Here is a 26,131-nt window from a genome sequence, read left to right on the forward strand (position 1 = left end):
CGGGCCCCTCTGTCGCTCCTCCGGCCGCTACTGGTTGCCGCCGGGCCGCACCAGACCGCTCTCGTACGCGTACACCGCCGCCTGCACCCGGTCCCGCAGCCGCAGCTTCGTCAGCACGTGCCCCACGTGGGTCTTCACCGTCGTCTCGCTGACGAACAGGTCCGCCGCGATCTCCGCGTTCGACAGGCCGCGCGCCACCAGCTTCAGCACCTCCACCTCGCGGTCGGTCAGGGTGCCGAGCGTGTCCGGAACCTGCTCCTCGCCCGTCGGCAGGTGCGCCGAGTACTTGTCGAGCAGCCGGCGCGTGATCGACGGCGCCAGCATCGCCTCGCCCGCGGCCACCACCCGAATCGCCTGCACCAGCTCGTTCGCCGGGGCGTCCTTCAGGAGGAAGCCGCTCGCACCGGCCCGCAGCGCCTCCACCACGTACTCGTCCAGGTCGAAGGTGGTCAGGACGAGGACCTTCGCCGGACCGTCCCGGCCCGGACCCGTGATCTGCCGGGTCGCCTCCACCCCGTCCATCCGCGGCATCCGGATGTCCATCAGCACCACGTCCGGCTGGAGGGCGCGCACCTGCTCCTGCGCCTGGAGACCGTCCCCGGCCTCACCCACCACCGCGATGTCCTGCTCCGCCTCCAGAATCATCCGGAAGCCGGTGCGCAGCAGCGGCTGATCGTCGACCAGGAGGACGCGGATCGTCACAGGGGCTCCTTCACGGGGCTGGGCTCACGATGTTCACGGGCCGGACCCGCGGAGCGGGCCGGCCCCGAGGTGCGGGCGGACCCCTACGGTGCGGGCGGGGCCGGGTCCATTCTGCCCTGCCCGGATTCGCCCGGCTCCGGCGGCCGCACCGAGACGATCTCCAGCGGATAGACCGGGGGAGTCCCGCCGAACTCCGGACAGACCGCCTGGTGGTCGCACCAGCCGCACAGCTTCGTCGGCCGCGGACGCCAGTCGCCCGTCTCCGTCGCCAGCCGGATCGCCTCCCACAGCGCGAGCAGCTTCCGCTCCACCCGCAGCAGGTCCGCCTCCACCGGGTCGTACGTCAGCACCTCCCCGCTGCCCAGGTACACCAGCTGGAGCCGCCTCGGGACCACGCCCTTCAGCCGCCGGACCACGAGCGCGTAGAAGGTCATCTGGAACAGCGCGCCGTCCCGGTACTCCGGCCGGGGAGCCTTGCCCGTCTTGTAGTCGACGATCCGCACGTCGCCCGAGGGCGCCACGTCGATCCGGTCGATCACCCCGCGCAGCCGCAGCCCCGAGTCCAGCTCCGTCTCCACGAACAGCTCGCGCTCGGCCGGCTCCAGACGCGTCGGGTCCTCCAGCGTGAACCACCGCTCGACCAGCCGCTCCGCCTCGCCCAGCCAGCCCGCGAGCCGCTCCCCGTCCGGATCCTCCGCGAACAGCTCGCCCAGCTCCGGCTTCGACGCCAGGAGCCGCTCCCACTGCCCCGGCACCATCGCCTTCGCCCGCGGCGCCGTCCGCTCCGCCGCCGGATCGTCGAAGAGCCGCTCGAGCACGGCGTGCACCAGCGTGCCCCGGGTCGCCGCCGGACTCGGCTTCTCCGGCAGCCGGTCGATCACCCGGAACCGGTACAGCAGCGGACACTGCATGAAATCGCTCGCCCGCGAGGGCGACAACGACATGGGCGGCCTCGGCTCCGCCGGCACCCGCTCGCTCGTACTCATGACCCCGACCCTACGACCCGCCACCGACAACCGGCCGAATACCATCGACCCGGGACCCCGTCGCACTGCATGATCGAACCGTGACGCACCGACGCGGGTCACACCGGCGCGACGAAAGGAACCCGTGAACCAGGACGAGCCCAAGCCGCAGCGGACCGAGGAGCCCGGCGGAGGCATCCTCATGGGCCGCCCCTTCGGCGTGCCCGTCTACGTCGCCCCCAGCTGGTTCCTGGTCGCCGCCCTCATCACCTGGGTCTTCGGCGACCAGATCGAACGCGTCCTGCCCGAGCTCGGCGCCGCCCGCTACCTCGTCTCGCTCTTCTTCGCGGTGGCCTTCTACGCCTCCGTGCTCGTCCACGAGCTGGCCCACACGATCGCCGCGCTCCGCTTCAAGCTGCCCGTGCGCCGCATCCAGCTCCAGTTCTTCGGCGGCGTCTCCGAGATCGAGAAGGAGAGCGAGACCCCCGGCCGCGAGTTCGTCCTCGCCTTCGTCGGCCCCCTCCTCTCCCTCGTCCTCGCCGGCCTGTTCTACCTCTCCCTGTACGCCGTCGAACCCGGCACCGTCCCCGGCGTCCTCCTCGCCGGCCTGATGATCTCCAACCTGATCGTCGCCGTCTTCAACCTGCTCCCCGGCCTCCCGCTCGACGGCGGCCGGATGCTCCGCGCCGTCATCTGGAAGATCACCGGCAAGCCCATGAGCGGCACCGTCGCCGCCGCCTGGGTCGGCCGCGCCCTCGCCGTCCTCGTCCTCGTCGGCCTGCCCCTGCTGACCCGCACCGGGCTCCTCGGCAACTCCACCGAGGACATCAGCGGCTTCGACACCGTCACCGACGCCCTGCTCGCCGCGATCCTCGCCGCGATCATCTGGACCGGCGCCGGCAACAGCCTCCGCATGGCCCGGCTGCGCGAGCACCTGCCCGAGCTCGGCGCCCGCTCCCTCACCCGGCGCGCCATCCCCGTGGAGCCCGTCACCCCGCTCTCCGAGGCCCTCCGCAGGGCCAACGAATCGGGCGCCCGCGCCCTGGTCGTCGTCGACGGCACCGGCGAGCCCACCGGCATCGTCCGCGAGGCCGCCATCGCCGCCGTGCCCCAGCACCGGCGCCCCTGGGTGGCGGTCAGCACCCTCGCCCAGGACCTCGCCGACGGCATGCGGGTCCCGGCCGAGCTCACCGGACAGCCCCTCCTCGACCACCTCCGCGCCAGCCCGGCCACCGAGTACCTGGTCGTCGAGGAGACCGGCGAGATCTACGGCGTCCTCTCCACGGCGGACGTCGAACGGGCCTTCGTGAAGGCCATGGCCCGCCCCGGTTCCTGACCCCGGTACGCGGCTCTCCGGCCCGGAAGCCCTTGATAAGGTGCTCGTATGTCCGAACCGACCGGTGCCGCCCGCCGACGCGGGCCCTTCAAGGTCGGGGACCAGGTTCAGCTGACCGACCCCAAGGGCCGTCACTACACGTTCACGCTCGAAGAGGGAAAGAACTTCCACACCCACAAGGGTTCTTTCCCGCACGACGAACTGATCGGCGCCCCCGAGGGCAGCGTTGTCCGCACCACCGGAAACGTCGCCTACCTCGCGCTGCGCCCCCTGCTCCCCGACTACGTCCTGTCCATGCCCCGCGGCGCCGCCGTGGTCTACCCCAAGGACGCGGGGCAGATCCTGGCCTTCGCCGACATCTTCCCCGGCGCACGCGTCGTGGAGGCCGGGGTGGGCTCGGGATCGCTGAGCAGCTTCCTCCTGCGCGCCATCGGAGACAGCGGCATGCTGCACTCCTACGAGCGCCGCGAGGACTTCGCCGAGATCGCGAAGGGCAACGTCGAGCGCTACTTCGGCGGCCCCCACCCCGCGTGGCAGCTCACCGTCGGCGACCTCCAGGACAACCTGTCCGACACCGACGTCGACCGCGTCATCCTGGACATGCTCGCCCCCTGGGAGTGCCTGGAGGCCGTCTCCAAGGCCCTCGTCCCCGGCGGCATCCTCTGCTGCTACGTGGCGACGACCACCCAGCTCGCGCGCACCGTGGAGTCCATCCGCGAGTTCGGCTGCTACGCCGAGCCGCAGCCCTGGGAGTCCATGATCCGCAACTGGCACGTCGAGGGCCTCGCCGTCCGCCCGGACCACCGCATGATCGGCCACACCGGCTTCCTCGTCACCGCCCGCCGCCTCGCGGACGGGGTCGAGCCCCCGATGCGCCGCCGCCGCCCCGCCAAGGGCGCCTACGGCGAGGACTACGAGGGCCCCAACAAGGGCTGACGTCCCGACATCCGCGGCACGCCGCCGCCGAGTTCCCGCCCGCGGGAGGAACTCGGCGGCGGCGTCCTCGCGTTCGAGGCGTTCGACTCCTCCGGGAAGGCGTTCGGGTCTTCCGGGGAAGCGGTCCGATGCCCCGGGGAAACGGCCCGGGGTCCCGGAGGGGCGGCCGTCCGCCGCTCACCCCCACGTGTTCCGTCCCCCTGTGACGTGTGGCACGATGCCGGAAACCCCCGCCGCCGCACCACCCCACAGGAGACGTCTCGCGTGCAGCTCCCCGCCGCCCCGGACCTCACCGACCTCGCGCACACCCACGCCGGGCCGATGCACTGGCTGGCCACCGCCACCGCGACCGCCGCGGTCGTCGCCCTCGCGGGACTCCTCCAGCCCGGCCCCGCCGGAACCACCGCCACCGCGACCGCCGCCGCCCCGCGCCCGGCGGCCGCCCCCGAGGCCGCGTCGGCCTCCTACCCCCTGGAGTGCGCGGGAGGCCCCCACACGGTCGCCAGAAGGGTCTCCGGGGACCTCGACGGCGACGGGAACCCCGAGACCGTTGCGGTCGTGCACTGCGAAGCCGGCTCCGGCACCCCGCCGAGCGGCGTCTACGTCCTCACCCGCGGCAAGGGGACGGACGCACCCGCGCGCGTGGTCGCCACGCTCGTCGCACCGGAGCAGCACAAGAACGTCACCGAGCTCGCCGTACGCGAGGGGGCGGTGCTCGCCACCCTCCTCGGCTACTCGTCCTTCGACGTGCCCCGCTGCTGCCCGGACGAGAAGGAGCAGGTCAGCTGGCGCTGGCGGGGCGGAGCCTTCGTCCGCGCAGGCCAGGACGAGGCGCGGAGCGCCTGACCCGTCACTCCGCGTCGGGGCCGTACACCTCGACCTTGTCCGCGACCCGGCGCACGTGGATGCAGTCGCCCGGGCACTCCTTCGCGGAGTCCACCACGTCCTGGAGCAGCGGCAGCGGCACCGGGGTGGTGGCGCCCGTGTCCTGGAGGAGCTCGTCGTCGGCGCTCTTCACATAAGCGAGCCCGTCGATGTCCAGCTCGAAGACCTCGGGAGCGTACTGCGCGCAGATCCCGTCCCCGGTGCACAGGTCCTGGTCGATCCAGACCTCCAGGGCCTCGCCGGCGCCCGTCGCCGGGGCCTCGTCCTGCACGGTCATATCTCCTGCCGTTTCTGCTTCGCGCGTTAAGTCGGGCCACCCTTGGCGGGTGTTGGCCAATGACGACGATACAACCGCCCGCTTTCAGACGGTGAAGGGTGGGTATTCCCCTGGCGAGAGGGGAAGCGCAAGGGTGAAGATCGGACACACCCCGGAGTCTTTTTGATCTAGGGGTTTCAATCACCACCCACGCAGGTAGGGTCAGGAAGCGTCCAGCTCCCCTTGGAGGAGGTGAGGACCGTGGCAGCCCACGACGACGACATCAACCGCGGCATCCGGCCGGGACGAGGGTCTGAAGACCCCGCCGGTCAGGTTGCCTATCTCGAGCAGGAAATCGCCGTCCTGCGCCGCAAGCTCGCCGACTCTCCGCGCCACACGAGGATTCTCGAAGAGCGGATCGTCGAGCTGCAGACCAACCTGGCCGGCGTGTCCGCGCAGAACGAACGTCTGGCGAACACGCTCCGTGAGGCCCGCGACCAGATCGTGGCCCTCAAGGAGGAGGTCGACCGGCTCGCGCAGCCGCCGGCCGGCTTCGGTGTCTTCCTGCAGGCCAACGAGGACGGCACGTGCGACATCTTCACAGGCGGCCGCAAGCTCCGGGTGAACGTCAGCCCGAGCATCGAGCTCGAAGAGCTCCGGCGCGGCCAGGAGGTCATGCTCAACGAAGCGCTCAACGTGGTCGAGGCCATGGAGTTCGAGCGCGCCGGCGACATCGTCACCCTCAAGGAGATCCTCGAGGACGGCGAGCGCGCCCTGGTGGTCGGGCACACGGACGAGGAGAGGGTGGTGAGGCTCGCCGAGCCCCTGCTGGACGTCACCATCCGCTCCGGCGACGCCCTGCTGCTCGACCCCAGGTCCGGCTACGTCTACGAGGTGGTCCCCAAGAGCGAGGTCGAAGAGCTCGTCCTCGAAGAGGTCCCGGACGTCGACTACGAGAAGATCGGCGGCCTGGGCAACCAGATCGAGCTGATCCGCGACGCGGTCGAGCTCCCGTACCTCTACCCGGACCTCTTCAAGGAGCACGAACTGCGGCCGCCGAAGGGCATCCTGCTCTACGGCCCGCCCGGCTGCGGCAAGACGCTGATCGCGAAGGCCGTGGCCAACTCCCTGGCCAAGAAGGTCGCCGAGGTGACCGGTCAGCCCGCGGGGAAGTCCTACTTCCTCAACATCAAGGGACCCGAGCTCCTCAACAAGTACGTCGGCGAGACCGAGCGGCACATCCGCCTCGTCTTCCAGCGTGCGCGGGAGAAGGCGAGCGAGGGCACCCCCGTCATCGTCTTCTTCGACGAGATGGAATCCCTCTTCCGCACCCGCGGATCCGGTGTCAGCTCGGACGTGGAGAACACCATCGTCCCGCAGCTGCTCGCCGAGATCGACGGCGTGGAGGGCCTGGAGAACGTCATCGTCATCGGCGCCTCCAACCGCGAGGACATGATCGACCCCGCGATCCTGCGGCCCGGCCGGCTCGACGTCAAGATCAAGATCGAGCGTCCGGACGCGGAGGCGGCGAAGGACATCTTCGCGAAGTACCTCACGGGCAACCTGCCGCTGCACGAGGACGACGTCTCCGAGCACGCCGGCTCCAAGGCCGCCGCCGCCCACGGAATGATCCAGTCCGTCGTCGAGCAGATGTACGCGGAATCCGAGGAGAACCGCTTCCTCGAAGTCACGTACGCCAACGGCGACAAGGAAGTCCTCTACTTCAAGGACTTCAACTCCGGCGCGATGATCCAGAACATCGTCGACCGGGCCAAGAAGATGGCCATCAAGGCCTTCCTCGACCACAACCAGAAGGGCATCCGGGTCTCCCACCTCCTCCAGGCCTGCGTGGACGAGTTCAAGGAGAACGAGGACCTGCCCAACACCACCAACCCCGACGACTGGGCCCGTATCTCCGGAAAGAAGGGCGAGCGGATCGTGTTCATCCGCACGCTCGTCACCGGAAAGCAGGGCGCGGACACCGGACGCTCCATCGACACGGTGGCCAATACCGGTCAGTACCTGTAGAACGCCCACCGGCTGCGGATGTCCGGAAACCCGGGCATCCGCAGCCGACGCATTCCACCCGGTATTTCCCCCGGCACCACGGGGAAATACCGCATCTTGTCTCCCCACCAGCGTGGAGCCGATCTAGGCTCTTCGGTACCGCCGAGTCGCGCACAGTGAGCGCCGCCGGGCAAGGAGGGCCGCATGACCGTACGGCGAGTAATGGGCATCGAGACGGAGTACGGGATCTCCGTCCCGGGACACCCGAACGCCAATGCCATGCTCACCTCGTCCCAGATCGTCAACGCCTACGCGGCGGCGATGCACCGGGCGCGCCGCGCCCGCTGGGACTTCGAGGAGGAGAACCCGCTGCGGGACGCCCGCGGCTTCGACCTCGCCCGCGAGGTGGCCGACTCCAGCCAGCTCACCGACGAGGACATCGGCCTCGCCAACGTGATCCTCACCAACGGGGCCCGTCTCTACGTGGACCACGCCCACCCGGAGTACAGCTCCCCGGAGATCACCAATCCCCGCGACGCCGTCCTCTGGGACAAGGCCGGCGAGCGGATCATGGCGGAGGCCGCCGAGCGCGCCGCCCAGCTCCCCGGGGCCCAGCCCATCCACCTGTACAAGAACAACACCGACAACAAGGGCGCGTCCTACGGCACGCACGAGAACTACCTGATGAAGCGGGAGACCCCCTTCTCGGACATCGTGCGCCACCTCACCCCCTTCTTCGTCTCCCGCCAGGTCGTGACCGGCGCGGGACGGGTCGGCATCGGCCAGGACGGGCGGGAGCACGGCTTCCAGATCAGCCAGCGCGCCGACTACTTCGAGGTCGAGGTGGGCCTGGAGACCACCCTCAAACGGCCCATCATCAACACCCGGGACGAGCCGCACGCCGACGCCGAGCGCTACCGCCGGCTGCACGTGATCATCGGCGACGCGAACCTCTCGGAGATCTCGACCTACCTCAAGCTGGGCACCACCGCGCTGGTCCTGTCGATGATCGAGGACGGCTTCATCACCGTCGACCTCGCCGTCGACCAGCCGGTGCGCACCCTCCACCACGTCTCGCACGACCCCTCCCTCCAGTACCTGGTCACGCTCCGCAGCGGCCGGACGCTCACCGCGGTGCAGCTCCAGATGGAGTACTTCGAGCTGGCCAGGAAGTACGTCGACGAGCGGTACGGCACGGACGCGGACGAGCAGACCAAGGACGTCCTGACGCGCTGGGAGGACACCCTCAACCGGCTGGAGAACGACCCCATGAGCCTGGCCGGCGAGCTCGACTGGATCGCCAAGCGGAAGCTCATGGAGGGCTACCGGCGCCGCGACGGCCTGGACTGGGACGCCGCCCGGCTGCACCTGGTGGACCTCCAGTACGCGGACGTGCGCCCCGACAAGGGCCTCTACAACCGTCTGGCGGCCCGCGGGCGCATGAAGCGGCTCCTGGACGAGGCCGAGGTGGAGCGGGCCGAGACGGCGCCTCCGGAGGACACCCGGGCCTACTTCCGGGGCCGCTGTCTGGAGCAGTACGCCGACGACGTGGCCGCGGCCTCCTGGGACTCGGTGATCTTCGACCTGCCGGGCCGGGACTCGCTCCAGCGCGTCCCGACCCTGGAGCCCCTCCGGGGCACCAAGGCGCACGTGAAATCGCTCCTGGACCGCTGTCGGACGGCGGAGGAGCTGGTGCGCGTGCTCTCCGGCGACTGAACCGGGAGCCCGGCACAAGCCTGAAATGCCCCGGCGCTGGGAATCATGGAACCAGTGCCCGGGCGTTGTGGAAACCACGAGGCCGAAGTCGGACCCGACCTATAGGGTCTGATCTTGCAAGGACTCAACCGAGCGGGCCGATTCGAGCGGGGTGAGGGATATGGCGACCAAGGACACCGGCGGCGGACAGCAGAAGGCGACGCGCTCCACGGAGGAGGTCGAGGAGACCACCACGGAGGCGAGCTCCGACCTCCAGGAGCGCCAGGAGAAGCTGAGCGAGGACGTGGACTCCGTCCTGGACGAGATCGACGACGTCCTGGAGGAGAACGCCGAGGACTTCGTTCGATCGTTCGTGCAGAAGGGCGGCGAGTAGCCGCCTCGCGCACCCGTCGTCCTCCGTCCCCGGAGCCCCGGAGAAAGCCGTGGGTCCGGGGACGGGTGACAGGCCGTGGCACGGGTAAGGTCCGTGCACAGCAAGCAAGATCGGCCCGCGCTTCCCACGGCGGGCCGACTCTCCCACCCGGAAGGAATCGCGTGGAAGCCAACCCTCGTAGCACCGGGCGTCTGCCGGCGGCCTTCCTGACGCCGGGCTCGTCCTCGTTCATGGACTTCCTGTCCGCGCACTCGCCGGATGTACTCCCCGGCAACCGGAAGCTTCCGGAGGGCGTCGTCGAGGCCCCCCACGGCACGACCATCGTGGCCGCCACGTTCCCCGGGGGAGTCGTCCTCGCCGGTGACCGCCGCGCCACCATGGGCAACATGATCGCGCAGCGGGACATCGAGAAGGTGTTCCCGGCCGACGAGTACTCCGCGGTCGGCATCGCCGGCACCGCCGGCCTGGCGGTGGAGATGGTCAAGCTCTTCCAGCTGGAGCTGGAGCACTTCGAGAAGGTGGAGGGCGCGACGCTCTCCCTGGAGGGCAAGGCGAACCGCCTGTCCACCATGATCCGCGGCAACCTCGGCATGGCCATGCAGGGCCTCGCCGTCGTGCCGCTCTTCGCGGGATGGGACGAGGGCAAGGAGAAGGGCCGGATCTTCTCCTACGACGTGACCGGCGGTCGCTCCGAGGAGCACGGCTTCGCCGCCACCGGATCGGGCTCGATCTTCGCGCGCGGCTCGATGAAGAAGCTCTACCGCGACGACCTGACCGAGCAGCAGGCCACCACGCTGGTCGTGCAGGCGCTGTACGACGCGGCGGACGACGACTCCGCGACCGGCGGCCCGGACCTGGCCCGGCGGATCTTCCCGATCGTCACCGTCATCACCGACGAGGGCTTCCGCAGGCTCAGCGAGGCCGAGTCCTCCGAGCTCGCCCGGTCGATCACCGAGCGACGGCTCGAGCAGCCCGACGGGCCGCGCGCCGCCCTGCTCTGACCACTCGTCGCTCCAGAAGCCCAGAAGAAAGGGACGGACCGCCGGTGTCCACTCCGTTCTACGTCTCACCCCAGCAGGCCATGGCCGACCGGGCCGAGTACGCCCGCAAGGGCATCGCCCGGGGCCGCAGCCTCGTCGTCCTCCAGTACACCGACGGCATCGTCTTCGTCGGCGAGAACCCGTCCCGGGCCCTCCACAAGTTCAGCGAGATCTACGACCGGATCGGCTTCGCGGCCGCCGGCAAGTACAACGAGTACGAGAACCTGCGCATCGGTGGCGTGCGCTACGCCGACCTGCGGGGCTACACCTACGACCGGGACGACGTCACCGCGCGCGGCCTGGCCAACGTCTACGCGCAGACGCTCGGCACCATCTTCTCCAGCGCGGGGGAGAAGCCGTACGAGGTGGAGCTGGTCGTCGCCGAGGTCGGCGCCGAGCCGGAGGGCGACCAGATCTACCGGCTGCCCCACGACGGCTCGATCGTCGACGAGCACGGCTCGGTCGCGGTCGGCGGGAACGCGGAGCAGATCAGCTCCTTCCTCGACCAGCGGCACCGGGACGGCATGTCCCTGGCCGAGGCCCTGAAGCTGGCCGTGCAGGCGCTCTCGCGGGACACCAACGGCAGCGAGCGGGACATCCCCGCCGAGCGCCTGGAGGTGGCGGTCCTGGACCGCACGCGTCCGCAGCAGCGCAAGTTCAAGCGGATCGTCGGCCGGCAGCTCTCCCGCCTCCTGGAGGCGGACAACGCGGCGGTGACCAAGACGGACGAGCCCTCCGACGAGGCTCCCGAGGAGTAGGACGGACCGACGAGGGGCCCCGGCGCGCGCGAGCGGCCGGGGCCCCTCCTCGCGTCTCCCTCCGGGGGAGCCCGGAGGGGCCTCAGGAGGCCGGTGCGGGCCCCGAGGAGCCCCGGGGGACCAGGGCGACGGGAAGGGTCTCCGGGCGGGGCGGTTCGCCCGCCAGGACGGCGAGGAGGGCCTCCATGCCCCGCCGGCCGAACTCCTCGGCGGGCAGCCGGACGGTGGTGAGCTCGGGCTCGACCACCGTGGCCAGGGACATGTCGTCGAAGCCGGTGACCGACAGGTCCTCGGGGACGCGCAGCCCGAGCCGGCGCGCGGCCTTGTAGACCCCGGCCGCGAGGATGTCGTCGTCGCAGACCACCGCCGTGGGGCGGGGCCCCGGGGCGGCGAGGGCCCGGTGCGCGATCTCCCGCGCGTCCGCGACGTTCAGCGGCGACCGCACGGTGCGGACCTCCGTCCCGCGCAGGGCCCGGGCGAGCGCGTCGGCCCGGACGTCGAAGGTCCAGGACGGCGCCCCGGACGCCAGGTGCAGGAAGCGGCGGTGGCCGAGGCCGAGCAGGTGCCCGGTCACCCGGCGCATCCCGTCCGCGACGTCGAGGTTCACATGGGCGGCGGCGCCGGTGCCGGCCGGGTCGCTGTCGAGCATGACCAGCGGGAGGTCGGTGCCCCGGAAGGCCTCCAGGGCGTCGGTCGCCATGGAGGAGGCGATCACGCCGTCGAGGGCGGCCTGCGCCGAGGCGAAGGGGTCCCGGGCCGGTCCCAGGCCGTCGGGGGAGGGGTAGAGGACCACGCCGAAGCCGTGCCGGGCCGCCGCGGCGGCGGCGCCCGTGTAGACGTGGGCGAAGAACTCGTTGGTGAGGGCCGGGACGACGAGCAGGGCCGTCCTGGTGCGGCCGAGCCGGAGGTTGCGGGCGGCCAGGTTGGGCCGGTAGCCGAGGTCCCGGGCGGCCTCCCGCACGGCGCCCGCGGTGCGCTCGGAGACCCGGCCGCGCCACTTGTCGCCGAGCACCAGGGAGACGGTGGCCTGCGAGACGCCCGCGACCCGGGCGACGTCCCGGCTGGTCGGGCGGGTGCCGCCGAGCGGCTCCGGGGTCTGCACACAAGCCTCCGCGTCGGACGGTCCCAGGGGCGCGGGGTGGACCCGCGCACAGCCGACATGGTACGTATGACGTCGGACGTTATACGTAAAACCCCGGAGGGATCCGGGTGAGGGGAGACCGACATGGCCACCGAGGCACCGGCACGCGGGGGCTATCTCGACATACTCCGGGCGCCGCACGCGGCCCGGCTGCTCGCCGGGACCCTCGTGGGGCGCCTGCCCAACGCCGTCGGCCCCGTCGCCCTCACCCTCTTCGTCCGCGACCAGGGCGGCAGCTACACCCTCGCCGGCGGCCTCATCGCCGCGTACGGCGTCGCCACCGCCCTCGGCCAGCCCCTCCTCGGCCGGGCCGTCGACCTCAAGGGCCAGCCCCGGGTGCAACTGCCCGCCGCGGTCCTCTCCGCCCTCGGCGCGGCCCTGCTCGCCCTCACCGGCATCGGCCACCTCGGCCTCGCCTACGCGGCCGTCGTCCTCGCGGGCCTCTTCACCCCGCCCCTGGAGGGCGGACTGCGGGCCCTGTGGCCGAGCGTCCTCGGCCGCGAGGACCGGGTCCACCGCGCGTACGCCCTCGACGCGGTCGCCCAGGAGGTCATGTTCACCGTCGGGCCCCTGCTCCTGACCCTCCTGGTCGCCCTGTGGTCGCCCGCCGCCGCGCTCGTCGTCGTCAACGCCCTCGGCGTCCTCGGCGCCCTCGCCGTCGTCCTCTCCGAGCCCTCCCGCACCTGGCGCTCCGCGCCCCGCGAGGCCCACTGGCTGGGCGCCCTGCGCTCGCCCGGCCTCCTCGCCCTCCTCGGCTCCTTCTTCTTCGTCGGCCTCGCCCTCGGCTCCATCACCGTCGCCGCCGTCGCCTACGCCGACGACCGGGGCGCGCCCGCCGTCTACGGCTGGCTGATGGCCGCCCTCGGCCTCGGCGCGCTCCTAGGCGGCGTCGCCTACGGCGCCCGGCAGTGGGCCGGAGCCCCCGAACGGCGCCTGCGCGTCCTCGTGCTCCTCCTCGCGGTCTGCTACCTGCCGCTGGTCCTCGTGCCGGGCCCCGCGGCCATGACGGGCCTCTCGGTCCTCTCCGGCGTCTTCCTGGCCCCCGCCCTCGCCTGCGCCTTCCTCGTCGTCGACCGGCACGCGCCGCGCGGCACCGTCACCGAGGCCTTCTCCTGGCTCGTCACCACCTTCGGCGTCGGCTCGGCCCTCGGCTCCGCCGCCGCCGGCCCCGCCGTCGAACTCGCCGGGACGGCGTCCGGCTTCGCCGTCGCCGGAGCGGGCGGCATCGTCGCCTTCGTCGTCCTCCTCGCCACCACTCGTGTCCTGGACGCCCCGAAGGCCCCCGACGCCCCCGCCGCGAAGGCGCGACACACCGTCGGCGCGGACGCCCCCGCCGCCGCGCACGCCGAAAAGAACACGCCCTGATCGGAAAATGATCCGAACGTGAGTGTCCAACCCGGTTTCAGCACAGGCCCTCAGGCGTAATGTTCAGTCATGGACCGCCGCATTTTCGGGCTGGAGAACGAGTACGGCGTCACGTGCACGTTCAGGGGACAGCGCCGACTGTCTCCTGACGAAGTGGCGCGCTACCTCTTCCGCCGTGTCGTGTCATGGGGCCGCAGCAGCAACGTCTTCCTGCGGAACGGCGCCCGCCTCTACCTCGACGTGGGTTCGCATCCGGAATACGCAACACCGGAATGCGACAACGTGACCGAACTGGTCACCCACGACAAGGCCGGCGAGCGCATTCTCGAAGGCCTGCTCGTCGACGCCGAACGCCGCCTGCACGAGGAGGGAATCGCGGGCGACGTCTACCTCTTCAAGAACAACACCGACTCGGCCGGAAACTCCTACGGCTGCCACGAGAACTATCTCGTCGCCCGCCACGGGGAGTTCTCCCGGCTCGCGGACATCCTCATTCCGTTCCTCGTCACCCGACAGCTCATCTGCGGTGCGGGGAAGGTCCTCCAGACCCCGCGCGGCGCGGTCTACTGCGTCTCCCAGCGCGCCGAGCACATCTGGGAGGGCGTCAGCTCCGCCACCACCCGCTCGCGGCCCATCATCAACACCAGGGACGAGCCGCACGCCGACGCCGAGCGCTACCGCAGGCTCCACGTCATCGTCGGCGACTCGAACATGTCCGAGACGACCATGCTGCTCAAGGTCGGCGCCACCGACCTCGTGCTCCGCATGATCGAGGCCGGCACCGTGATGCGCGACCTGACCCTGGAGAACCCGATCCGGGCCATCCGCGAGGTCAGCCACGACATCACCGGCCAGCGCAAGGTCCGCCTCGCCAGCGGCCGCGAGGCCTCCGCCCTGGAGGTCCAGCGCGAGTACTACGAGAAGGCCGTGGACTTCGTCGACCGCCGCGGCATCCGCAGCGGCACCGTCGCCCAGGTCCTGGAGCTGTGGGGCCGCACGCTCGACGCGATCGAGGCCGAGCGGCTGGACCGCATCGAGACCGAGATCGACTGGGTCATGAAGTACAAGCTCATCGAGCGGTACCGGGCCAAGCACAACATGACCATGTCGAACCCGAGGGTCGCGCAGATAGACCTCGCCTACCACGACATCCACCGTCGCCGCGGGCTGTACTACCTGCTGCAGAAGAACGGTCAGGCGGCCCGGATCTGCAACGACCTGAAGATCTTCGAGGGCAAGTCCGTGCCCCCGCAGACCACCCGGGCCCGCCTCCGCGGCGACTTCATCCGCCGCGCCCAGGAGCAGCGGCGGGACTTCACCGTCGACTGGGTCCACCTCAAGCTCAACGACCAGGCGCAGCGCACGGTCCTGTGCAAGGACCCGTTCCGCTCCGTCGACGACCGGGTGGAGAAGCTGATCGCCGGAATGTGACGGGACCACCGCACGGGTGAACGCGGCGTACGCGGGCTGACCCGCACCCCGGCTCCCACCTCGTACGCCGAAGGCCGCGCCCCTCCGGGGGCGCGGCCCCGGTTCTGCCGGCCGAGTACGGCGGAACCCCTGCGGGACATGGGCCGCACCGTAGAGTGTGGACGTTCCCATGGCCCCGACTCCCAGTTGGACTGATGAACTACAACACGAAGCGACGTATCGCCGCGCTCCTCGCCGTGCCCGTCCTGCTGATCACCGCCGCGTGCGGTTCGGACTCGGAGAAGGGCGGTTCCTCGGACGGCGCGGTGGCCGAGGTCAAGGGGGAGTTCGGCGCCCAGCCCGACGTCGTCGTCCCCAAGGACGCCAAGGCCGCCGGCAAGACGGTGATCGAGACCGTCACGGAGGGCAGTGGGGCGACGGTCAAGAAGGGCGACTTCGTCAGGCTGGACTGGACCGTCGAGAAGTGGCAGGACGACAAGCCGCTCGGCGGCACGTGGGCCCAGCAGCAGACGCCCGCCGCCAAGGGAGCGCACCCGCAGTCCGTCGAGCGGCTCGGCCAGCCGAGCCAGCAGCTTCCGGAGAAGGTCCTCAACGCGGTGGAGGGCAAGAAGGCCGGCTCCCGCATCCTCGTCCAGGGGACCGCGGGCGATCTGGTCGGCGAGAACCTGAACCCGCAGTCGGGCCTGAAGGCCACCGACACCCTGGTCTGGGTCGTCGACGTCGCGGGAGCGGCCACGGTCGACTCCAAGGCCGAGGTCAAGGGCGCCCAGGCGGCGCCCGCGGCCGGAATGCCGGAGGTGAAGGCCCCCTCCCAGGCCGCCGCGACGATCACCATTCCCAAGGGCGAGAAGGCCCCCACCGAGCTCAAGGAGCAGGTGCTCATCAAGGGCACGGGCCCCAAGGTCGAGGCGGGCCAGGGACTCATCGCCCAGTACACCGGCGTGAAGTGGGAGGACGGCAAGAAGTTCGACTCCTCCTGGGACCACGGCGGCGCCACCGCCTTCCAGATCGGCACCGGATCGGTGGTCCAGGGCTGGGACAAGGGCCTGGTCGGCAAGAACGTCGGCGACCGCGTGCTCCTGGTGATCCCGCCGGCCCTGGGCTACGGAGCCAACCCGAGCAGCGAGCTGGCGAAGAACACGCTGGTCTTCTCCGTCGACATCCTGGGCGTCGCCTGATCCCCGTCCCGATCACCGATCTGTGAGACTGTTCCGGATCGACGCACCACACGAAGGAGCACACAGCAGTGAGCATCGAGAAGCCCGAGGTCGACTTCCCGGGTGGCGAGCCGCCGAAGGACCTGGAGATCAAGGACATCTGGGAGGGTGACGGCGAGGTCGCCGCGGCCGGCGACGCCGTGCAGGTCCACTACGTGGGCGTGGCCTTCTCCACCGGCGAGGAGTTCGACGCCTCCTGGAACCGCGGCACCCCGCTCGGCTTCCAGCTCGGCATCGGCCAGGTCATCGCGGGCTGGGACCAGGGCGTCCAGGGCATGAAGGTCGGCGGCCGCCGCCAGCTGGTCATCCCCGCGCACCTCGCCTACGGCGACCGCGGTGCCGGCAGGGCCATCGCCCCGGGCGAGACGCTGATCTTCGTCTGCGACCTCGTGGCCGTCGGCAAGCGCTGACCCGCCCGTCCGGACGGGCGCGGTCCCGACCGGTGAGGCCCCGAGGGCCCCCGCCGTCCACGGCGGGGGCCCTCGGCTTTTGTCCCCGGACCCCGGGACGGTACGGTCGGACGTCCGGGAAGTGGAACAGGCGGAAGAGGTGCAGGGCGTCGATGGCGATTGCCAAGTCCGAGCGGCTGATGAATCTCGCGCTGTGCCTGCTCGGGACGCGCCGCCCGCTCAGCAAGCGCGAGCTCCGCGGCTCCATCGAGGCCTACCTCGAAGCGAGCGGCGAGGACGCCTTCAACCGCATGTTCGAGCGCGACAAGGACGACCTCCGCGAGCTCGGCCTCGTCATCGAGACCGTCGAGAACCTGGAGGGCGAGACCGGCTACCTGGCCCGCCGCGACTCCAACCGGCTGCCGCCCATCACCCTGGACGCCGAGGAGGCCGCCGCGCTCGGCCTCGCCGCCAAGGTCTGGCAGCAGGCCCGCCTCGCCGGGGCCGCCAGCGGCGCCCTCCAGAAGCTCCGCGCCGCCGGCATGCCGGAGGCGGAGGACTCGTACGACGTCCAGCCCAGCGCCCTCGAACCGCGCATCCCGGTCCGCGAGGCCGCCTTCGAGCCCCTCATGCTGGCCTGCCGCGACCGGCGGCCCGTCGTCTTCGACTACCGCAAGGCCAACGCCGCCCGGCCCGGGACCCGCCACGTCGAGCCCTGGACCCTCGAGTGCTGGCGCGGCCACTGGTACCTCGCGGGCTGGGACCGCGACCGCGGCGCCGAGCGCGTCTTCCGCCTCTCCCGGATCACCGGCAAGGTCCGCTCCCGGGCCGGTGCCTTCACCGCGCCCGTGCCCGACGTCGTCACCGTCCGGGAGACCGTCGAGAGCTGGGCCGGAGAGACCGCCACCCGCTCCGCCCGCATCCGGCTCCGGGCCGGCGCCGGCTATCCGCTGCGGGCCCGCGCCCAGTCCGTACGGGAGGGCGCCGACGGCTGGGACGAGCTGGAGATCCCGTACGGGCACGGCCTCGACGCCTGGCTCGTCGAGTTCGGCCCCGACGTCGTCGTACTGGAACCGGCCGATCTGCGGGCCGACGTGCTGGACCGGCTGCGCGCCGTGGCCAAGGGCTGAGGGGAAGACGGACGCATGGCTGCCAACGCGATCGACCAGACGAGGCGGATGCTCTCCCTCGTCACCTACCTCCGCGAGCGCCCCGGCGCCCACGTCGCCGACGTGGCCCGCGCCTTCGGCATCACCGAGGACGAGCTGATCTCCGACCTGGACGTGCTGCCCATGTGCGGCACCAGCTTCCGGGGCGGGGACCTCCTCGACATCGACACCGACGGCGACCGGATCTGGTGGCACAACCCCGACGACGTCGCCGCCCCGCTGCGGCTCGCCGCCGACGAGGCGACCGCCCTGCTCGTCGCCGCCCGCGCCGTCGCCACCCTGCCGGGGCTCCGCGAGAGCGACCGGGAGGCCCTGCTCCGCGCCACCGCCAAGCTGGAGGCCGCGGCCGGCGAGGCCGCCGGGGCCAGCTCCCGGCTCTCGGTGACCTTCGAGGCCGAGGGCGGGGTGTTCGCCGAGGTCGACCGGGCGATCTCCGAGCGCCGCCGGCTCTGGGTGCGCTACTACTCGCCCGCGCGCGACGAGCTCACCGAGCGCGAGGTCGACCCGATCCGGCTCTTCGCCGTCGGCCACACCTACATGGAGGCGTGGTGCCGCCTCTCCGAGGCGCGCCGCACCTTCCGGCTCGACCGGGTCGCGGAGATCCGCCTCCTCGACGAGCCCGCCGCGCCGCCGGAGCTGGAGCTGCGGGACCTTTCCGAGAACCTGGTCCAGCCCTCCGCCGACGACCCCGAGGTCGTGGTCGAGGTCGGCCCCGGCGGCCGCTGGGTCGCCGAGTACTACCCGCACGACAGGGCCGACGAGCTGCCCGACGGCGGTCTGCGGATCACCCTGCGGACGCCGGACCCCGCCTCGCTGCGCAGGCTCGCGCTCCGGCTCGGCAGCGACGGGCGCATCGTCGCGCCGGCCGAGCTCGCCGACAGCGCCAGGACGGCGGCCGCGGCCGCGCTCGCCGCGTACGAGAGCGAGTGAGACGCGCCGGCGGACGCGCACGGTCCTCCCCGACGCGGGGCGGCGACGGGCGCCGGGACGCCGGGGACGGGGGACCGGGAGCGCGGGGGACAGGACGTCGGGGACGGGCGACCTGGGACAGCGACGAGTCGCCAGGGACCGGAGAGATGAACGGTCGGGGTCTAGGGAGATGAGGGAAATGTCCGTGATGCACGGTTTTGCGGCGACGGTGGCCCCGGTGCTCTTCAAGGCCGCCTGCCCCGACTGCCGTTCCCGCTTCGAACTCTCGGCGAACGCCCTGCGCCTCGCCATCGGGGCCAGCCGCCGCACCACCTTCTACTCCTTCACCTGCCCCGAGTGCGGAAGCTCCGTCCGCAAGCCCGCCGGCGAGCGCATCGTCGAACTCCTCACCGGGGGCGGCGTCCGGACGCTGCGCCTCCACACCACCGTCTGAACCCCCCGCCGCCCACCGTCTAGGCTCGCCCCATGTTCTGGCCCATGCTCGCCATCGCCCTCGGCTTCCTCGGCATCGCCGTCCTCGGCGTCCTCGCCGTCAAGGTCTTCCTGGAGGTCCAGAGCCTCGGCCGCCAAGTGGCCCGCACCACGGAGCGGATCACCCGGGCCGCCGAGGAACTGGAGGACGCCGCCACCGACCTCGCCCGAACCGGCGAGACGCTCCGCTGAACCCGTGCCGTACGCTGCGGGAAGCGGCCCCGGCCGGGGCACGCGGGACGCAATCGGGAGTACGCACGGGCATTGCCCCCCGTTTACTCCTGCGGGTTACGATCGCAGACAGCGCGGTGGCCGGACACCTGTCCGACCCGCCGGTACGCACACCATGTCGCCTCGGTGAAGAAGGTAAACAGCTATGGGTAGGCTCGGCCCCACCGAGATCATCCTCATTCTCGTCGTCATCATCCTGCTGTTCGGCGCCAAGAAGCTCCCGGACATGGCCCGCTCGCTCGGCAAGTCGGCCCGCATCCTCAAGAGCGAGGCCAAGGCGATGAAGTCCGACGACCAGCAGAGCGCGCCCGCCGATCCGCCGCACGCCGGAACCGCGGCGCCGGACCAGCCCGCCGCCCCGCGCACCATCCAGGCCGCTCCCGGCGACGTGACCAGCGCGCGCCCCGTGACCGAGCCCACGGACACCACCAAGCGCTGACCCGGTCCGCCGCGGCCGCCGCACCGGGCGGCGGCCTGCCGCACGAGATGAGGACGTGGGTTGCCCAAGTCTGCCCGCAAACAGGAGAAGGATCCCGAGGGCCGGATGCCCCTCGTGGAGCACCTCCGCGAACTCCGCAACCGACTGGCGAAGGGTCTCCTCGCCGTCGCCGCGGTGACGATCGTCGCCCTCGTGTACAGCGAGGAGCTGATGCAGTTCCTGACGAAATCGGTGCCCACCTGCGCACCGGACGTCACCAGCAACGGCGGAAACTGCGCGATCGTCTCCTTCAACACGCTGATGGCCCCGTTCAGCACGACGATCCAGCTGTCGCTGACGACGGGCCTCGTCGTCGCCAGCCCGATCTGGCTGTACCAGCTGTGGGCCTTCGTCGCGCCCGGACTGCACAGGAACGAGAAGAAGTACACGTACGCCTTCGTCGGCGCGGCCGTGCCGCTCTTCGCCGCCGGCGCCTACCTCGCGTACCTCATCCTCCCCATCAGCGTGAAGGTCCTCATCAGCCTCACGCCCGAGGGCTCCGCGAACATCCTCTCGCTCGGTGACGTCCTCGACTTCACCCTGCGCATGGTGCTCGTCTTCGGCCTCGCCTTCGAGCTCCCGCTCGTCCTGGTGATGCTCAACCTCACCGGCGTCCTCACCGGCCGCCGCATGGCCGGCTGGTGGCGCGGCGTGATCATGGGCGTCTTCGTCTTCGGCGCCGTCATCACCCCCACCACCGACCCCATCGGCATGATCGCCCTCGCCGGGCCCATCACCGTCCTGTACTTCGGGGCCGTCGGCTTCTCCCTCCTCAACGACCGGCGGCGCCGGCGCGGCAACCCCGACGCCGAGCTCGACGACGACGAGGCCTCCGTGCTCGACCTCACCCCCGAGACGGTCGGCGCCGTCGAGTCCGTGAGCGCCCCCCGCGCCCTGCCCGAGCAGGCCACCGGGGAGCCCGGCACCGGAGTGCGGCGCCTCAACGGTTACGACGACATCACCTGACTCGTAGGCCCCCGGACTCGTCCGGGGGCCCTCACGACCAGCGGCATCACCCTCTTCGTCACCCGCCGCGGGCCGGGGCGCGCGGCCCGCCGCCCCTCGCCGTGGAGCGCACACCCGGAGCCCTGCGCGTCCTCGCACCGGACGCCCCCGTCCCGCCCCGCTGATCCACTCCGGACGACCCGCTCCCGCGGTCCACATCGCGCGATAAAGATCGCGTCACCGTCAGAGGTGGCGGGTAGGCTCGACAACAAGATGACAGAGGACCTCACACCAGCCGAGGCGTACGCGGCCGCCCGCGCCCGCAACGCCGAGCGGGCCACCGCGCTGCACCCCTTCCGCGAGATGTACGACTTCGACCTGGACCCCTTCCAGATCGAGGCGTGCAAGGCCCTCGAAGCGGGCAAGGGGGTACTGGTCGCCGCGCCCACGGGCTCCGGCAAGACCATCGTCGGCGAGTTCGCCGTCCACCTCGCCCTCACCCAGGGCCGCAAGTGCTTCTACACGACCCCCATCAAGGCGCTGTCGAACCAGAAGTACGCCGACCTCGTCAAGCGGTACGGGGCCGACAAGGTCGGCCTGCTCACCGGGGACAACAGCGTCAACGGCGACGCCCCGATCGTCGTCATGACCACCGAAGTCCTCCGCAACATGCTCTACGCTGGCTCCCAGGCCCTCTCCGGCCTCGGCTACGTCGTCATGGACGAGGTGCACTACCTCTCGGACCGCTTCCGCGGCGCCGTCTGGGAGGAAGTGATCATCCACCTCCCCGAGTCCGTCACCCTCGTCTCACTCTCCGCGACCGTCTCCAACGCCGAGGAGTTCGGCGACTGGCTCGACACCGTCCGCGGCGACACCGAGGTCATCGTCTCCGAGAGCCGCCCCGTGCCGCTCTGGCAGCACGTCCTCGCCGGACGCCGGATGTACGACCTCTTCGAGGAGGAGACCGACCACGGCGGCCGCGGCGCCTCCCGCCGCGAGGTCAACCCCGACCTCCTCCGCCTCGCCCGCACCGAGAACACGCGCACGTACAACCCGCGCGACCGGCGGCGCGGCAAGATGGTCCGCGAGGCCGACCGCGAGCGCGAGCGCCGCCAGCGCTCCCGCATCTGGACCCCCGGCCGGCCCGAGGTCATCGACCGCCTCGACGCCGAGGGGCTCCTGCCCGCCATCACCTTCATCTTCAGCCGCGCCGGCTGCGAGGCCGCCGTCCAGCAGTGCCTCTACGCGGGACTCCGCCTCAACGACGACGAGGCCCGCCAGCGGGTCCGCGAGATCGTCGAGGCGCGCACCGCCTCCATCCCCGCCGAGGACCTCCACGTCCTCGGCTACTACGAGTGGCTCGAAGCCCTGGAGCGGGGCATCGCCGCCCACCACGCCGGCATGCTCCCGACCTTCAAGGAGGTCGTCGAGGAGCTGTTCGTCCGCGGCCTCGTCAAGGCGGTCTTCGCCACCGAGACCCTCGCCCTCGGCATCAACATGCCCGCCCGGTCCGTCGTGCTCGAAAAGCTGGTCAAGTGGAACGGCGAGCAGCACGCCGACATCACCCCCGGCGAGTACACGCAGCTCACCGGCCGCGCCGGACGCCGCGGCATCGACGTCGAGGGACACGCCGTCGTCCTCTGGCAGCGCGGCCTCGACCCCGGCCACCTCGCCGGACTCGCCGGCACGCGCACGTACCCGCTGCGCTCCAGCTTCAAGCCCTCGTACAACATGGCGGTCAACCTCGTCGACCAGTTCGGCCGGCACCGGTCCCGCGAACTCCTCGAAACCTCGTTCGCGCAGTTCCAGGCCGACCGCTCCGTCGTCGGGATCTCCCGCCAGGTCCAGAAGAACGAAGAGGGCCTGGAGGGCTACCGCGAGGGCATGACCTGCCACCTCGGGGACTTCGAGGAGTACGCGCTGCTCCGCCGCGACCTCAAGGACCGCGAGACGGAACTGGCCCGGCAGGGCGCCGCCCAGCGCCGCGCCCAGGCGGCGAACTCCCTGGAGAAGCTGAAGCCCGGCGACGTCATCCACGTCCCCACCGGCAAGTTCGCCGGCCTCGCCCTCGTCCTCGACCCCGGCATCCCGGCGGGCCGCACCAACGGACACCGCGGCTTCGAGCACCACGACGGGCCCCGCCCGCTCGTCCTCACCGCCGAGCGGCAGGTCAAGAGGCTCGCCTCCATCGACTTCCCCGTCCCGGTCGAGGCGCTGGAGCGCATGAGGATCCCCAAGTCCTTCAACCCGCGCTCCCCGCAGTCCCGCCGCGACCTCGCCTCCGCACTGCGCAGCAAGGCCGGCCACATCAACCCCGAGCGGCACGGCAAGAACCGCTCCGCCGCAGCCGACGACCGCGAGATCGCCCGGCTGCGCACCGCGATCCGCGCGCACCCCTGCCACGGCTGCGACGAGCGCGAGGACCACGCTCGCTGGGCCGAGCGCTACCACCGCCTCCAGCGCGACACCCGGCAGCTGGAGCGGCGCATCGAGGGCCGCACCAACACCATCGCCCGCACCTTCGACCGGATCGTCGCGCTCCTCACCGAGCTCGACTACCTGCGCGGCGACGAGGTCACGGACAACGGCAAGCGGCTCGCCCGGCTCTACGGCGAACTCGACCTGCTGGCCAGCGAATGCCTCCGCGACCGGGTCTGGGAGGGCCTCACCCCGCCCGAACTCGCCGCCTGCGTCTCCGCGCTCGTGTACGAGTCCCGCCAGGCCGACGACGCCGTCGCGCCCAAGCTGCCCACCGGCAACGCCAAGGCGGCGCTCGGCGAGATGGTCCGGATCTGGGGACGCCTCGACGCCCTCGAAGAGGAGTTCAAGATCAACCAGGCGGAGGGGGTGGGCCAGCGCGAGCCCGACCTCGGATTCGCCTGGGCCGCCTACCAGTGGGCCTCCGACAAGAGCCTCGACCAGGTGCTCCGCGAGGCGGAGATGCCCGCCGGCGACTTCGTCCGCTGGTGCAAGCAGGTGATCGACGTCCTCGGACAGATCGCCGCCGCCGCGCCCAGGGAGGACAGCACCGTCGCCAAGAACGCGCGCAAGGCGGTCGACTCGCTGCTGCGGGGCGTCGTCGCCTACAGCTCGGTGGGCTGACCTTCCTCACCCCATCGGGTGAGTTCCGGCCGGGGCCCATGGCGATCACGCCATGGGCCCCGGCCTTTGTCGTGTTCTCACCGCCGTTGTCCACAGGCCGTCGTCCACAGGGGTGGCGCGGAGCCCGGCCCTTCCGCTTGCATGGACTCACATGCAGGGAAGGGCAGTTGGGGAGGGGAAACGGATGACCATGCACACCGGTCCGGATGCCGGGACGCGCGACGAGGAGCGACCGACGGGAACGCCGCTCCGGGGGCCGGTGGCCTTCGTGGAAGGACCACGGGGCGTGCCCCTCCTCGGCAACCTGCCCGCCTTCGGCAAGGACCCCCTCGCCTTCTTCGAACAGCTCCGGGACCGGGGAGACTTCGTCCGCTGGCGCTTCGGCCGCAGCCGCGCCCTCTTCATCGCCCACCCCGACAACATCGGCGAACTCCTCACGGAGGTCGAGCGCACCTTCGACCAGCCCGACCTCGGCATCGCCTTCCGCACCCTCCTCGGCAACGGCGTCGTCGTCGCCAAGGGCGCCGACTGGCGGCGCAAGCGCTCCCTCGTCCAGCCCTCCGTCCGCCCCAAACAGGTCCGCTCCTACGCGGCGACCATGGCCGAATGCGCCGTCGGCCTCGCCGACCGGTGGACCGACGGACAACGGATCGACATCAAGAAGGAGATGGCCGCCCTCACCCAGCTCATCGCCGTCCGCACCATCTTCGGCGTCGACACGGCCGCCGACGCCGAGTCCATCGGCCGGGCGATGGACGTCGCGCAGAAGGAGATCGGAGCCGAGTTCAGCGGCATCGGAGCCCTGCTGCCCGACTGGATCCCCACCCCCGGACGCGCCCGCATCAAACGCGCCACGGCCGTCATCGACGCCGAGGTCTCCCGGATCGTCTCCCGCCACCGCGACGGCGACACCGAACGCCCCGACCTGCTCAGTCGGCTCCTCGCCGCCCGGGACGAGACCGGCGCCCGCCTCTCCGACCGGGAGATACGCGACGAGACGGTCACCCTCTACATCGGCGGCCACGAGACCACCAGCTCCACCCTCGTCTGGGCCTGGCACCTGCTCTCCCGCAACCCCCGGGTCCGGGACGCCCTCACCGAAGAACTCGACCGGGTCCTCGCCGACCACGAACCGGGATACGACGACTACGCCGCCCTCACCTACACCCAGGCCGTCGTCAAGGAGACCCTCCGGCTCTACCCCACCATCTGGCTCATCACCGGCCTCGCGAAGGAGGGCGCCACCATCGGAGGCACATCCGTCCCCGTCGGCACCCGCGTCTGGTCAAGCCAGTGGGCCACCCACCGCGACCCCCGCTGGTACGGCGACCCCGAGGCCTTCCGGCCCGAACGCTGGCTGACCGGAGAGCAGGAGGGGAGGAAGGATGGAGAACCGGCCGAGGGGACGGCCGACGGGACGGCCGAGGAAATACCCGAGTACGCCTGGTTCCCGTTCGGGGGCGGTCCCCGCGTGTGCCTCGGCACCCGCTTCGCCCTCGTCGAGGCGGTCCTCGTCCTCGCGGTCCTCGCCCGCCGCTTCCACCTGGACGTCACCGCCGACGGAATACGCCCGGTCCCCAGCCTCACCCTCCAGCCGGACCGCGACGTCCTGGCGACGGTCCGCGCCAGAGACTCCAGAGGCTGAGGCAGGGCCGGAGAACGGGGTCGGGACCGGGTCGGGACCGGGACCGGGACTGGGTCGGGACTGGGGTCGGGACCGGGACCGGGACTGGGTCGGGGCCGCCGGATGTCTTCAGCCGGCCGAGGCCAGGGCCCTCGCCAGGTCCCGCAGGTCGTCGGCGCGCAGGACGCGGCCGCCGAAGCCGGGAAGGGGGACGTGGAGGGCCGGCAGCCAGCGGGCGGGGACGGCGGCGGAGCCGTACACCGCGCCCGCGAGCGCGCCGGTCACCGCCGCCACCGTGTCGGTGTCGCCGCCCAGGTCGACGGCCGCGGCGAGGGCCTCCTCGAAGGAGCGGGTGGTGCGCAGCGCCCACACCGCCGAGCCGAGGCAGGGCCAGACCGCGCCGTTGAACTCGGTCGCGTCGTCCGGGTGCCAGTCCGGGGCGAGCACCTTCGCCCACCGTTCCCGGTGGGCGGGGTCCACTTCGGCGAGGGTGGCGGACAGGGCGGCGAGCGGGTCCTCGCCGAGGAGGGCGACCCGGACCAGCTCGTGGAGGACCGCCGTGCCCTCCCAGGCCGCGCCGTCGCCGTGCGTCAGGGCGGCGATGCGGCGGGGGGGGGCCCAGGGGGCCCCCCCCCCCCCCCCCCCCCCACCCCACACAAAAAAA

Annotated in this window: 25 protein-coding genes; 20 read left to right on the forward strand and 5 right to left on the reverse strand. The window is 71.7% G+C overall.

Annotation, left to right across the window (positions count from 1 at the left end):
* Nucleotides 1–27: 27 nt before the first annotated feature.
* Complete coding sequence (locus tag ACWGSR_RS17065; protein WP_030213079.1) at nucleotides 28–702, reverse strand: response regulator; 675 nt, start codon at nucleotides 700–702, stop codon at nucleotides 28–30.
* An 83-nt stretch (nucleotides 703–785) separates the two neighbouring features.
* Nucleotides 786–1,688, reverse strand: a complete 903-nt coding sequence (locus tag ACWGSR_RS17070; protein WP_376242644.1) for a RecB family exonuclease — start codon at nucleotides 1,686–1,688, stop codon at nucleotides 786–788.
* Nucleotides 1,689–1,869: 181 nt separating this feature from the next.
* Here ACWGSR_RS17070 and ACWGSR_RS17075 point away from each other — a divergent pair, with 181 nt between their 5' ends.
* The 3 genes from ACWGSR_RS17075 to ACWGSR_RS17085 all read left to right on the forward strand — a co-directional run bounded on the left by ACWGSR_RS17075 (nucleotide 1,870) and on the right by ACWGSR_RS17085 (nucleotide 4,785).
* Nucleotides 1,870–3,003, forward strand: coding sequence for a site-2 protease family protein (locus tag ACWGSR_RS17075; RefSeq protein WP_376242658.1), 1,134 nt, complete (start codon nucleotides 1,870–1,872; stop codon nucleotides 3,001–3,003).
* A 48-nt stretch (nucleotides 3,004–3,051) separates the two neighbouring features.
* Nucleotides 3,052–3,939, forward strand: coding sequence for a tRNA (adenine-N1)-methyltransferase (locus ACWGSR_RS17080; protein WP_015032448.1), 888 nt, complete (start codon nucleotides 3,052–3,054; stop codon nucleotides 3,937–3,939).
* 264 nt (nucleotides 3,940–4,203) lie between these two features.
* Nucleotides 4,204–4,785: a hypothetical protein gene (locus ACWGSR_RS17085; protein WP_376242642.1), complete on the forward strand. Its 582-nt coding sequence runs from the start codon at nucleotides 4,204–4,206 to the stop codon at nucleotides 4,783–4,785.
* A 4-nt stretch (nucleotides 4,786–4,789) separates the two neighbouring features.
* Here the strand turns inward: ACWGSR_RS17085 and ACWGSR_RS17090 are convergent, their stop codons facing one another.
* Nucleotides 4,790–5,101, reverse strand: coding sequence for a ferredoxin (locus tag ACWGSR_RS17090; protein ID WP_053640233.1), 312 nt, complete (start codon nucleotides 5,099–5,101; stop codon nucleotides 4,790–4,792).
* 240 nt (nucleotides 5,102–5,341) lie between these two features.
* Here ACWGSR_RS17090 and arc point away from each other — a divergent pair, with 240 nt between their 5' ends.
* The 5 genes from arc to prcA all read left to right on the forward strand — a co-directional run bounded on the left by arc (nucleotide 5,342) and on the right by prcA (nucleotide 10,974).
* Complete coding sequence (arc, locus tag ACWGSR_RS17095; RefSeq protein WP_121828662.1) at nucleotides 5,342–7,108, forward strand: proteasome ATPase; 1,767 nt, start codon at nucleotides 5,342–5,344, stop codon at nucleotides 7,106–7,108.
* 183 nt (nucleotides 7,109–7,291) lie between these two features.
* Nucleotides 7,292–8,803 (forward strand): depupylase/deamidase Dop, encoded by a 1,512-nt coding sequence (gene dop, locus ACWGSR_RS17100; protein WP_453567205.1) that lies wholly within the window; start codon nucleotides 7,292–7,294, stop codon nucleotides 8,801–8,803.
* 160 nt (nucleotides 8,804–8,963) lie between these two features.
* Nucleotides 8,964–9,176, forward strand: coding sequence for a ubiquitin-like protein Pup (locus ACWGSR_RS17105; RefSeq protein WP_030213091.1), 213 nt, complete (start codon nucleotides 8,964–8,966; stop codon nucleotides 9,174–9,176).
* A 161-nt stretch (nucleotides 9,177–9,337) separates the two neighbouring features.
* Nucleotides 9,338–10,177 carry a proteasome subunit beta gene (gene prcB / locus ACWGSR_RS17110; protein WP_376242636.1) on the forward strand — a complete coding sequence of 280 codons (840 nt, stop codon included), beginning with the start codon at nucleotides 9,338–9,340 and terminating at the stop codon, nucleotides 10,175–10,177.
* Between the two features lie 44 nt (nucleotides 10,178–10,221).
* Nucleotides 10,222–10,974 carry a proteasome subunit alpha gene (prcA, locus tag ACWGSR_RS17115; protein ID WP_376242634.1) on the forward strand — a complete coding sequence of 251 codons (753 nt, stop codon included), beginning with the start codon at nucleotides 10,222–10,224 and terminating at the stop codon, nucleotides 10,972–10,974.
* 82 nt (nucleotides 10,975–11,056) lie between these two features.
* Here the strand turns inward: prcA and ACWGSR_RS17120 are convergent, their stop codons facing one another.
* Nucleotides 11,057–12,076: a LacI family DNA-binding transcriptional regulator gene (locus tag ACWGSR_RS17120; protein ID WP_376242632.1), complete on the reverse strand. Its 1,020-nt coding sequence runs from the start codon at nucleotides 12,074–12,076 to the stop codon at nucleotides 11,057–11,059.
* Between the two features lie 123 nt (nucleotides 12,077–12,199).
* Here ACWGSR_RS17120 and ACWGSR_RS17125 point away from each other — a divergent pair, with 123 nt between their 5' ends.
* The 12 genes from ACWGSR_RS17125 to ACWGSR_RS17180 all read left to right on the forward strand — a co-directional run bounded on the left by ACWGSR_RS17125 (nucleotide 12,200) and on the right by ACWGSR_RS17180 (nucleotide 25,488).
* Entirely contained in the window at nucleotides 12,200–13,480 is a 1,281-nt protein-coding gene (locus ACWGSR_RS17125; RefSeq protein ID WP_376242630.1) for an MFS transporter, read from the forward strand.
* Nucleotides 13,481–13,549: 69 nt separating this feature from the next.
* A complete protein-coding gene (gene pafA, locus ACWGSR_RS17130) occupies nucleotides 13,550–14,911 on the forward strand; it encodes a Pup--protein ligase (RefSeq protein ID WP_376242628.1) in 1,362 nt (453 codons plus the stop codon).
* A gap of 194 nt (nucleotides 14,912–15,105) precedes the next feature.
* Nucleotides 15,106–16,089 (forward strand): FKBP-type peptidyl-prolyl cis-trans isomerase, encoded by a 984-nt coding sequence (locus ACWGSR_RS17135; protein ID WP_453567209.1) that lies wholly within the window; start codon nucleotides 15,106–15,108, stop codon nucleotides 16,087–16,089.
* 68 nt (nucleotides 16,090–16,157) lie between these two features.
* Entirely contained in the window at nucleotides 16,158–16,538 is a 381-nt protein-coding gene (locus ACWGSR_RS17140; RefSeq protein WP_376242624.1) for an FKBP-type peptidyl-prolyl cis-trans isomerase, read from the forward strand.
* Between the two features lie 152 nt (nucleotides 16,539–16,690).
* Nucleotides 16,691–17,647: a helix-turn-helix transcriptional regulator gene (locus ACWGSR_RS17145; RefSeq protein WP_376242622.1), complete on the forward strand. Its 957-nt coding sequence runs from the start codon at nucleotides 16,691–16,693 to the stop codon at nucleotides 17,645–17,647.
* 15 nt (nucleotides 17,648–17,662) lie between these two features.
* On the forward strand, nucleotides 17,663–18,616 hold the full coding sequence (locus ACWGSR_RS17150) for a helix-turn-helix transcriptional regulator (RefSeq protein WP_366377507.1): 954 nt from the start codon (nucleotides 17,663–17,665) through the stop codon (nucleotides 18,614–18,616).
* Nucleotides 18,617–18,785: 169 nt separating this feature from the next.
* Nucleotides 18,786–19,049, forward strand: a complete 264-nt coding sequence (locus tag ACWGSR_RS17155) for a CpXC domain-containing protein (RefSeq protein ID WP_125659056.1) — start codon at nucleotides 18,786–18,788, stop codon at nucleotides 19,047–19,049.
* 32 nt (nucleotides 19,050–19,081) lie between these two features.
* Nucleotides 19,082–19,279, forward strand: coding sequence for a hypothetical protein (locus ACWGSR_RS17160; protein WP_453567212.1), 198 nt, complete (start codon nucleotides 19,082–19,084; stop codon nucleotides 19,277–19,279).
* Between the two features lie 184 nt (nucleotides 19,280–19,463).
* Nucleotides 19,464–19,757 (forward strand): Sec-independent protein translocase subunit TatA, encoded by a 294-nt coding sequence (gene tatA / locus ACWGSR_RS17165; protein WP_376242619.1) that lies wholly within the window; start codon nucleotides 19,464–19,466, stop codon nucleotides 19,755–19,757.
* Between the two features lie 105 nt (nucleotides 19,758–19,862).
* Nucleotides 19,863–20,762, forward strand: coding sequence for a twin-arginine translocase subunit TatC (tatC, locus tag ACWGSR_RS17170; protein WP_376242656.1), 900 nt, complete (start codon nucleotides 19,863–19,865; stop codon nucleotides 20,760–20,762).
* A 252-nt stretch (nucleotides 20,763–21,014) separates the two neighbouring features.
* On the forward strand, nucleotides 21,015–23,843 hold the full coding sequence (locus tag ACWGSR_RS17175) for a DEAD/DEAH box helicase (protein ID WP_453567215.1): 2,829 nt from the start codon (nucleotides 21,015–21,017) through the stop codon (nucleotides 23,841–23,843).
* A 184-nt stretch (nucleotides 23,844–24,027) separates the two neighbouring features.
* Nucleotides 24,028–25,488 carry a cytochrome P450 gene (locus ACWGSR_RS17180; RefSeq protein ID WP_453567217.1) on the forward strand — a complete coding sequence of 487 codons (1,461 nt, stop codon included), beginning with the start codon at nucleotides 24,028–24,030 and terminating at the stop codon, nucleotides 25,486–25,488.
* Between the two features lie 108 nt (nucleotides 25,489–25,596).
* On the opposite strand, the gene ACWGSR_RS17185 is transcribed toward ACWGSR_RS17180, so the two are convergent.
* On the reverse strand, nucleotides 25,597–26,131 hold a 535-nt coding region (locus tag ACWGSR_RS17185; protein ID WP_453567219.1), incomplete at its 5' end, for an ADP-ribosylglycohydrolase family protein.

This window comes from Streptomyces sp. NPDC055632 (assembly GCF_053618675.1).

Excerpts from the sequence above, each read along its gene's own strand:
- ACWGSR_RS17135 (WP_453567209.1), top strand. The coding sequence starts at position 15,106 with ATGAACTACAACACGAAGCGACGTATCGCCGCGCTCCTCGCCGTGCCC.
- ACWGSR_RS17150 (WP_366377507.1), top strand. The coding sequence starts at position 17,663 with ATGGCTGCCAACGCGATCGACCAGACGAGGCGGATGCTCTCCCTCGTC.
- ACWGSR_RS17160 (WP_453567212.1), top strand. The coding sequence starts at position 19,082 with ATGTTCTGGCCCATGCTCGCCATCGCCCTCGGCTTCCTCGGCATCGCC.
- ACWGSR_RS17105 (WP_030213091.1), top strand. The coding sequence starts at position 8,964 with ATGGCGACCAAGGACACCGGCGGCGGACAGCAGAAGGCGACGCGCTCC.
- ACWGSR_RS17145 (WP_376242622.1), top strand. The coding sequence starts at position 16,691 with ATGGCGATTGCCAAGTCCGAGCGGCTGATGAATCTCGCGCTGTGCCTG.
- ACWGSR_RS17075 (WP_376242658.1), top strand. The coding sequence starts at position 1,870 with ATGGGCCGCCCCTTCGGCGTGCCCGTCTACGTCGCCCCCAGCTGGTTC.
- tatC (WP_376242656.1), top strand. The coding sequence starts at position 19,863 with ATGCCCCTCGTGGAGCACCTCCGCGAACTCCGCAACCGACTGGCGAAG.
- ACWGSR_RS17125 (WP_376242630.1), top strand. The coding sequence starts at position 12,200 with ATGGCCACCGAGGCACCGGCACGCGGGGGCTATCTCGACATACTCCGG.
- tatA (WP_376242619.1), top strand. The coding sequence starts at position 19,464 with ATGGGTAGGCTCGGCCCCACCGAGATCATCCTCATTCTCGTCGTCATC.
- ACWGSR_RS17090 (WP_053640233.1), bottom strand. The coding sequence starts at position 5,101 with ATGACCGTGCAGGACGAGGCCCCGGCGACGGGCGCCGGCGAGGCCCTG.
- pafA (WP_376242628.1), top strand. The coding sequence starts at position 13,550 with ATGGACCGCCGCATTTTCGGGCTGGAGAACGAGTACGGCGTCACGTGC.
- ACWGSR_RS17180 (WP_453567217.1), top strand. The coding sequence starts at position 24,028 with ATGACCATGCACACCGGTCCGGATGCCGGGACGCGCGACGAGGAGCGA.
- ACWGSR_RS17080 (WP_015032448.1), top strand. The coding sequence starts at position 3,052 with ATGTCCGAACCGACCGGTGCCGCCCGCCGACGCGGGCCCTTCAAGGTC.
- dop (WP_453567205.1), top strand. The coding sequence starts at position 7,292 with ATGACCGTACGGCGAGTAATGGGCATCGAGACGGAGTACGGGATCTCC.
- ACWGSR_RS17070 (WP_376242644.1), bottom strand. The coding sequence starts at position 1,688 with ATGAGTACGAGCGAGCGGGTGCCGGCGGAGCCGAGGCCGCCCATGTCG.
- ACWGSR_RS17155 (WP_125659056.1), top strand. The coding sequence starts at position 18,786 with ATGAGGGAAATGTCCGTGATGCACGGTTTTGCGGCGACGGTGGCCCCG.
- ACWGSR_RS17175 (WP_453567215.1), top strand. The coding sequence starts at position 21,015 with ATGACAGAGGACCTCACACCAGCCGAGGCGTACGCGGCCGCCCGCGCC.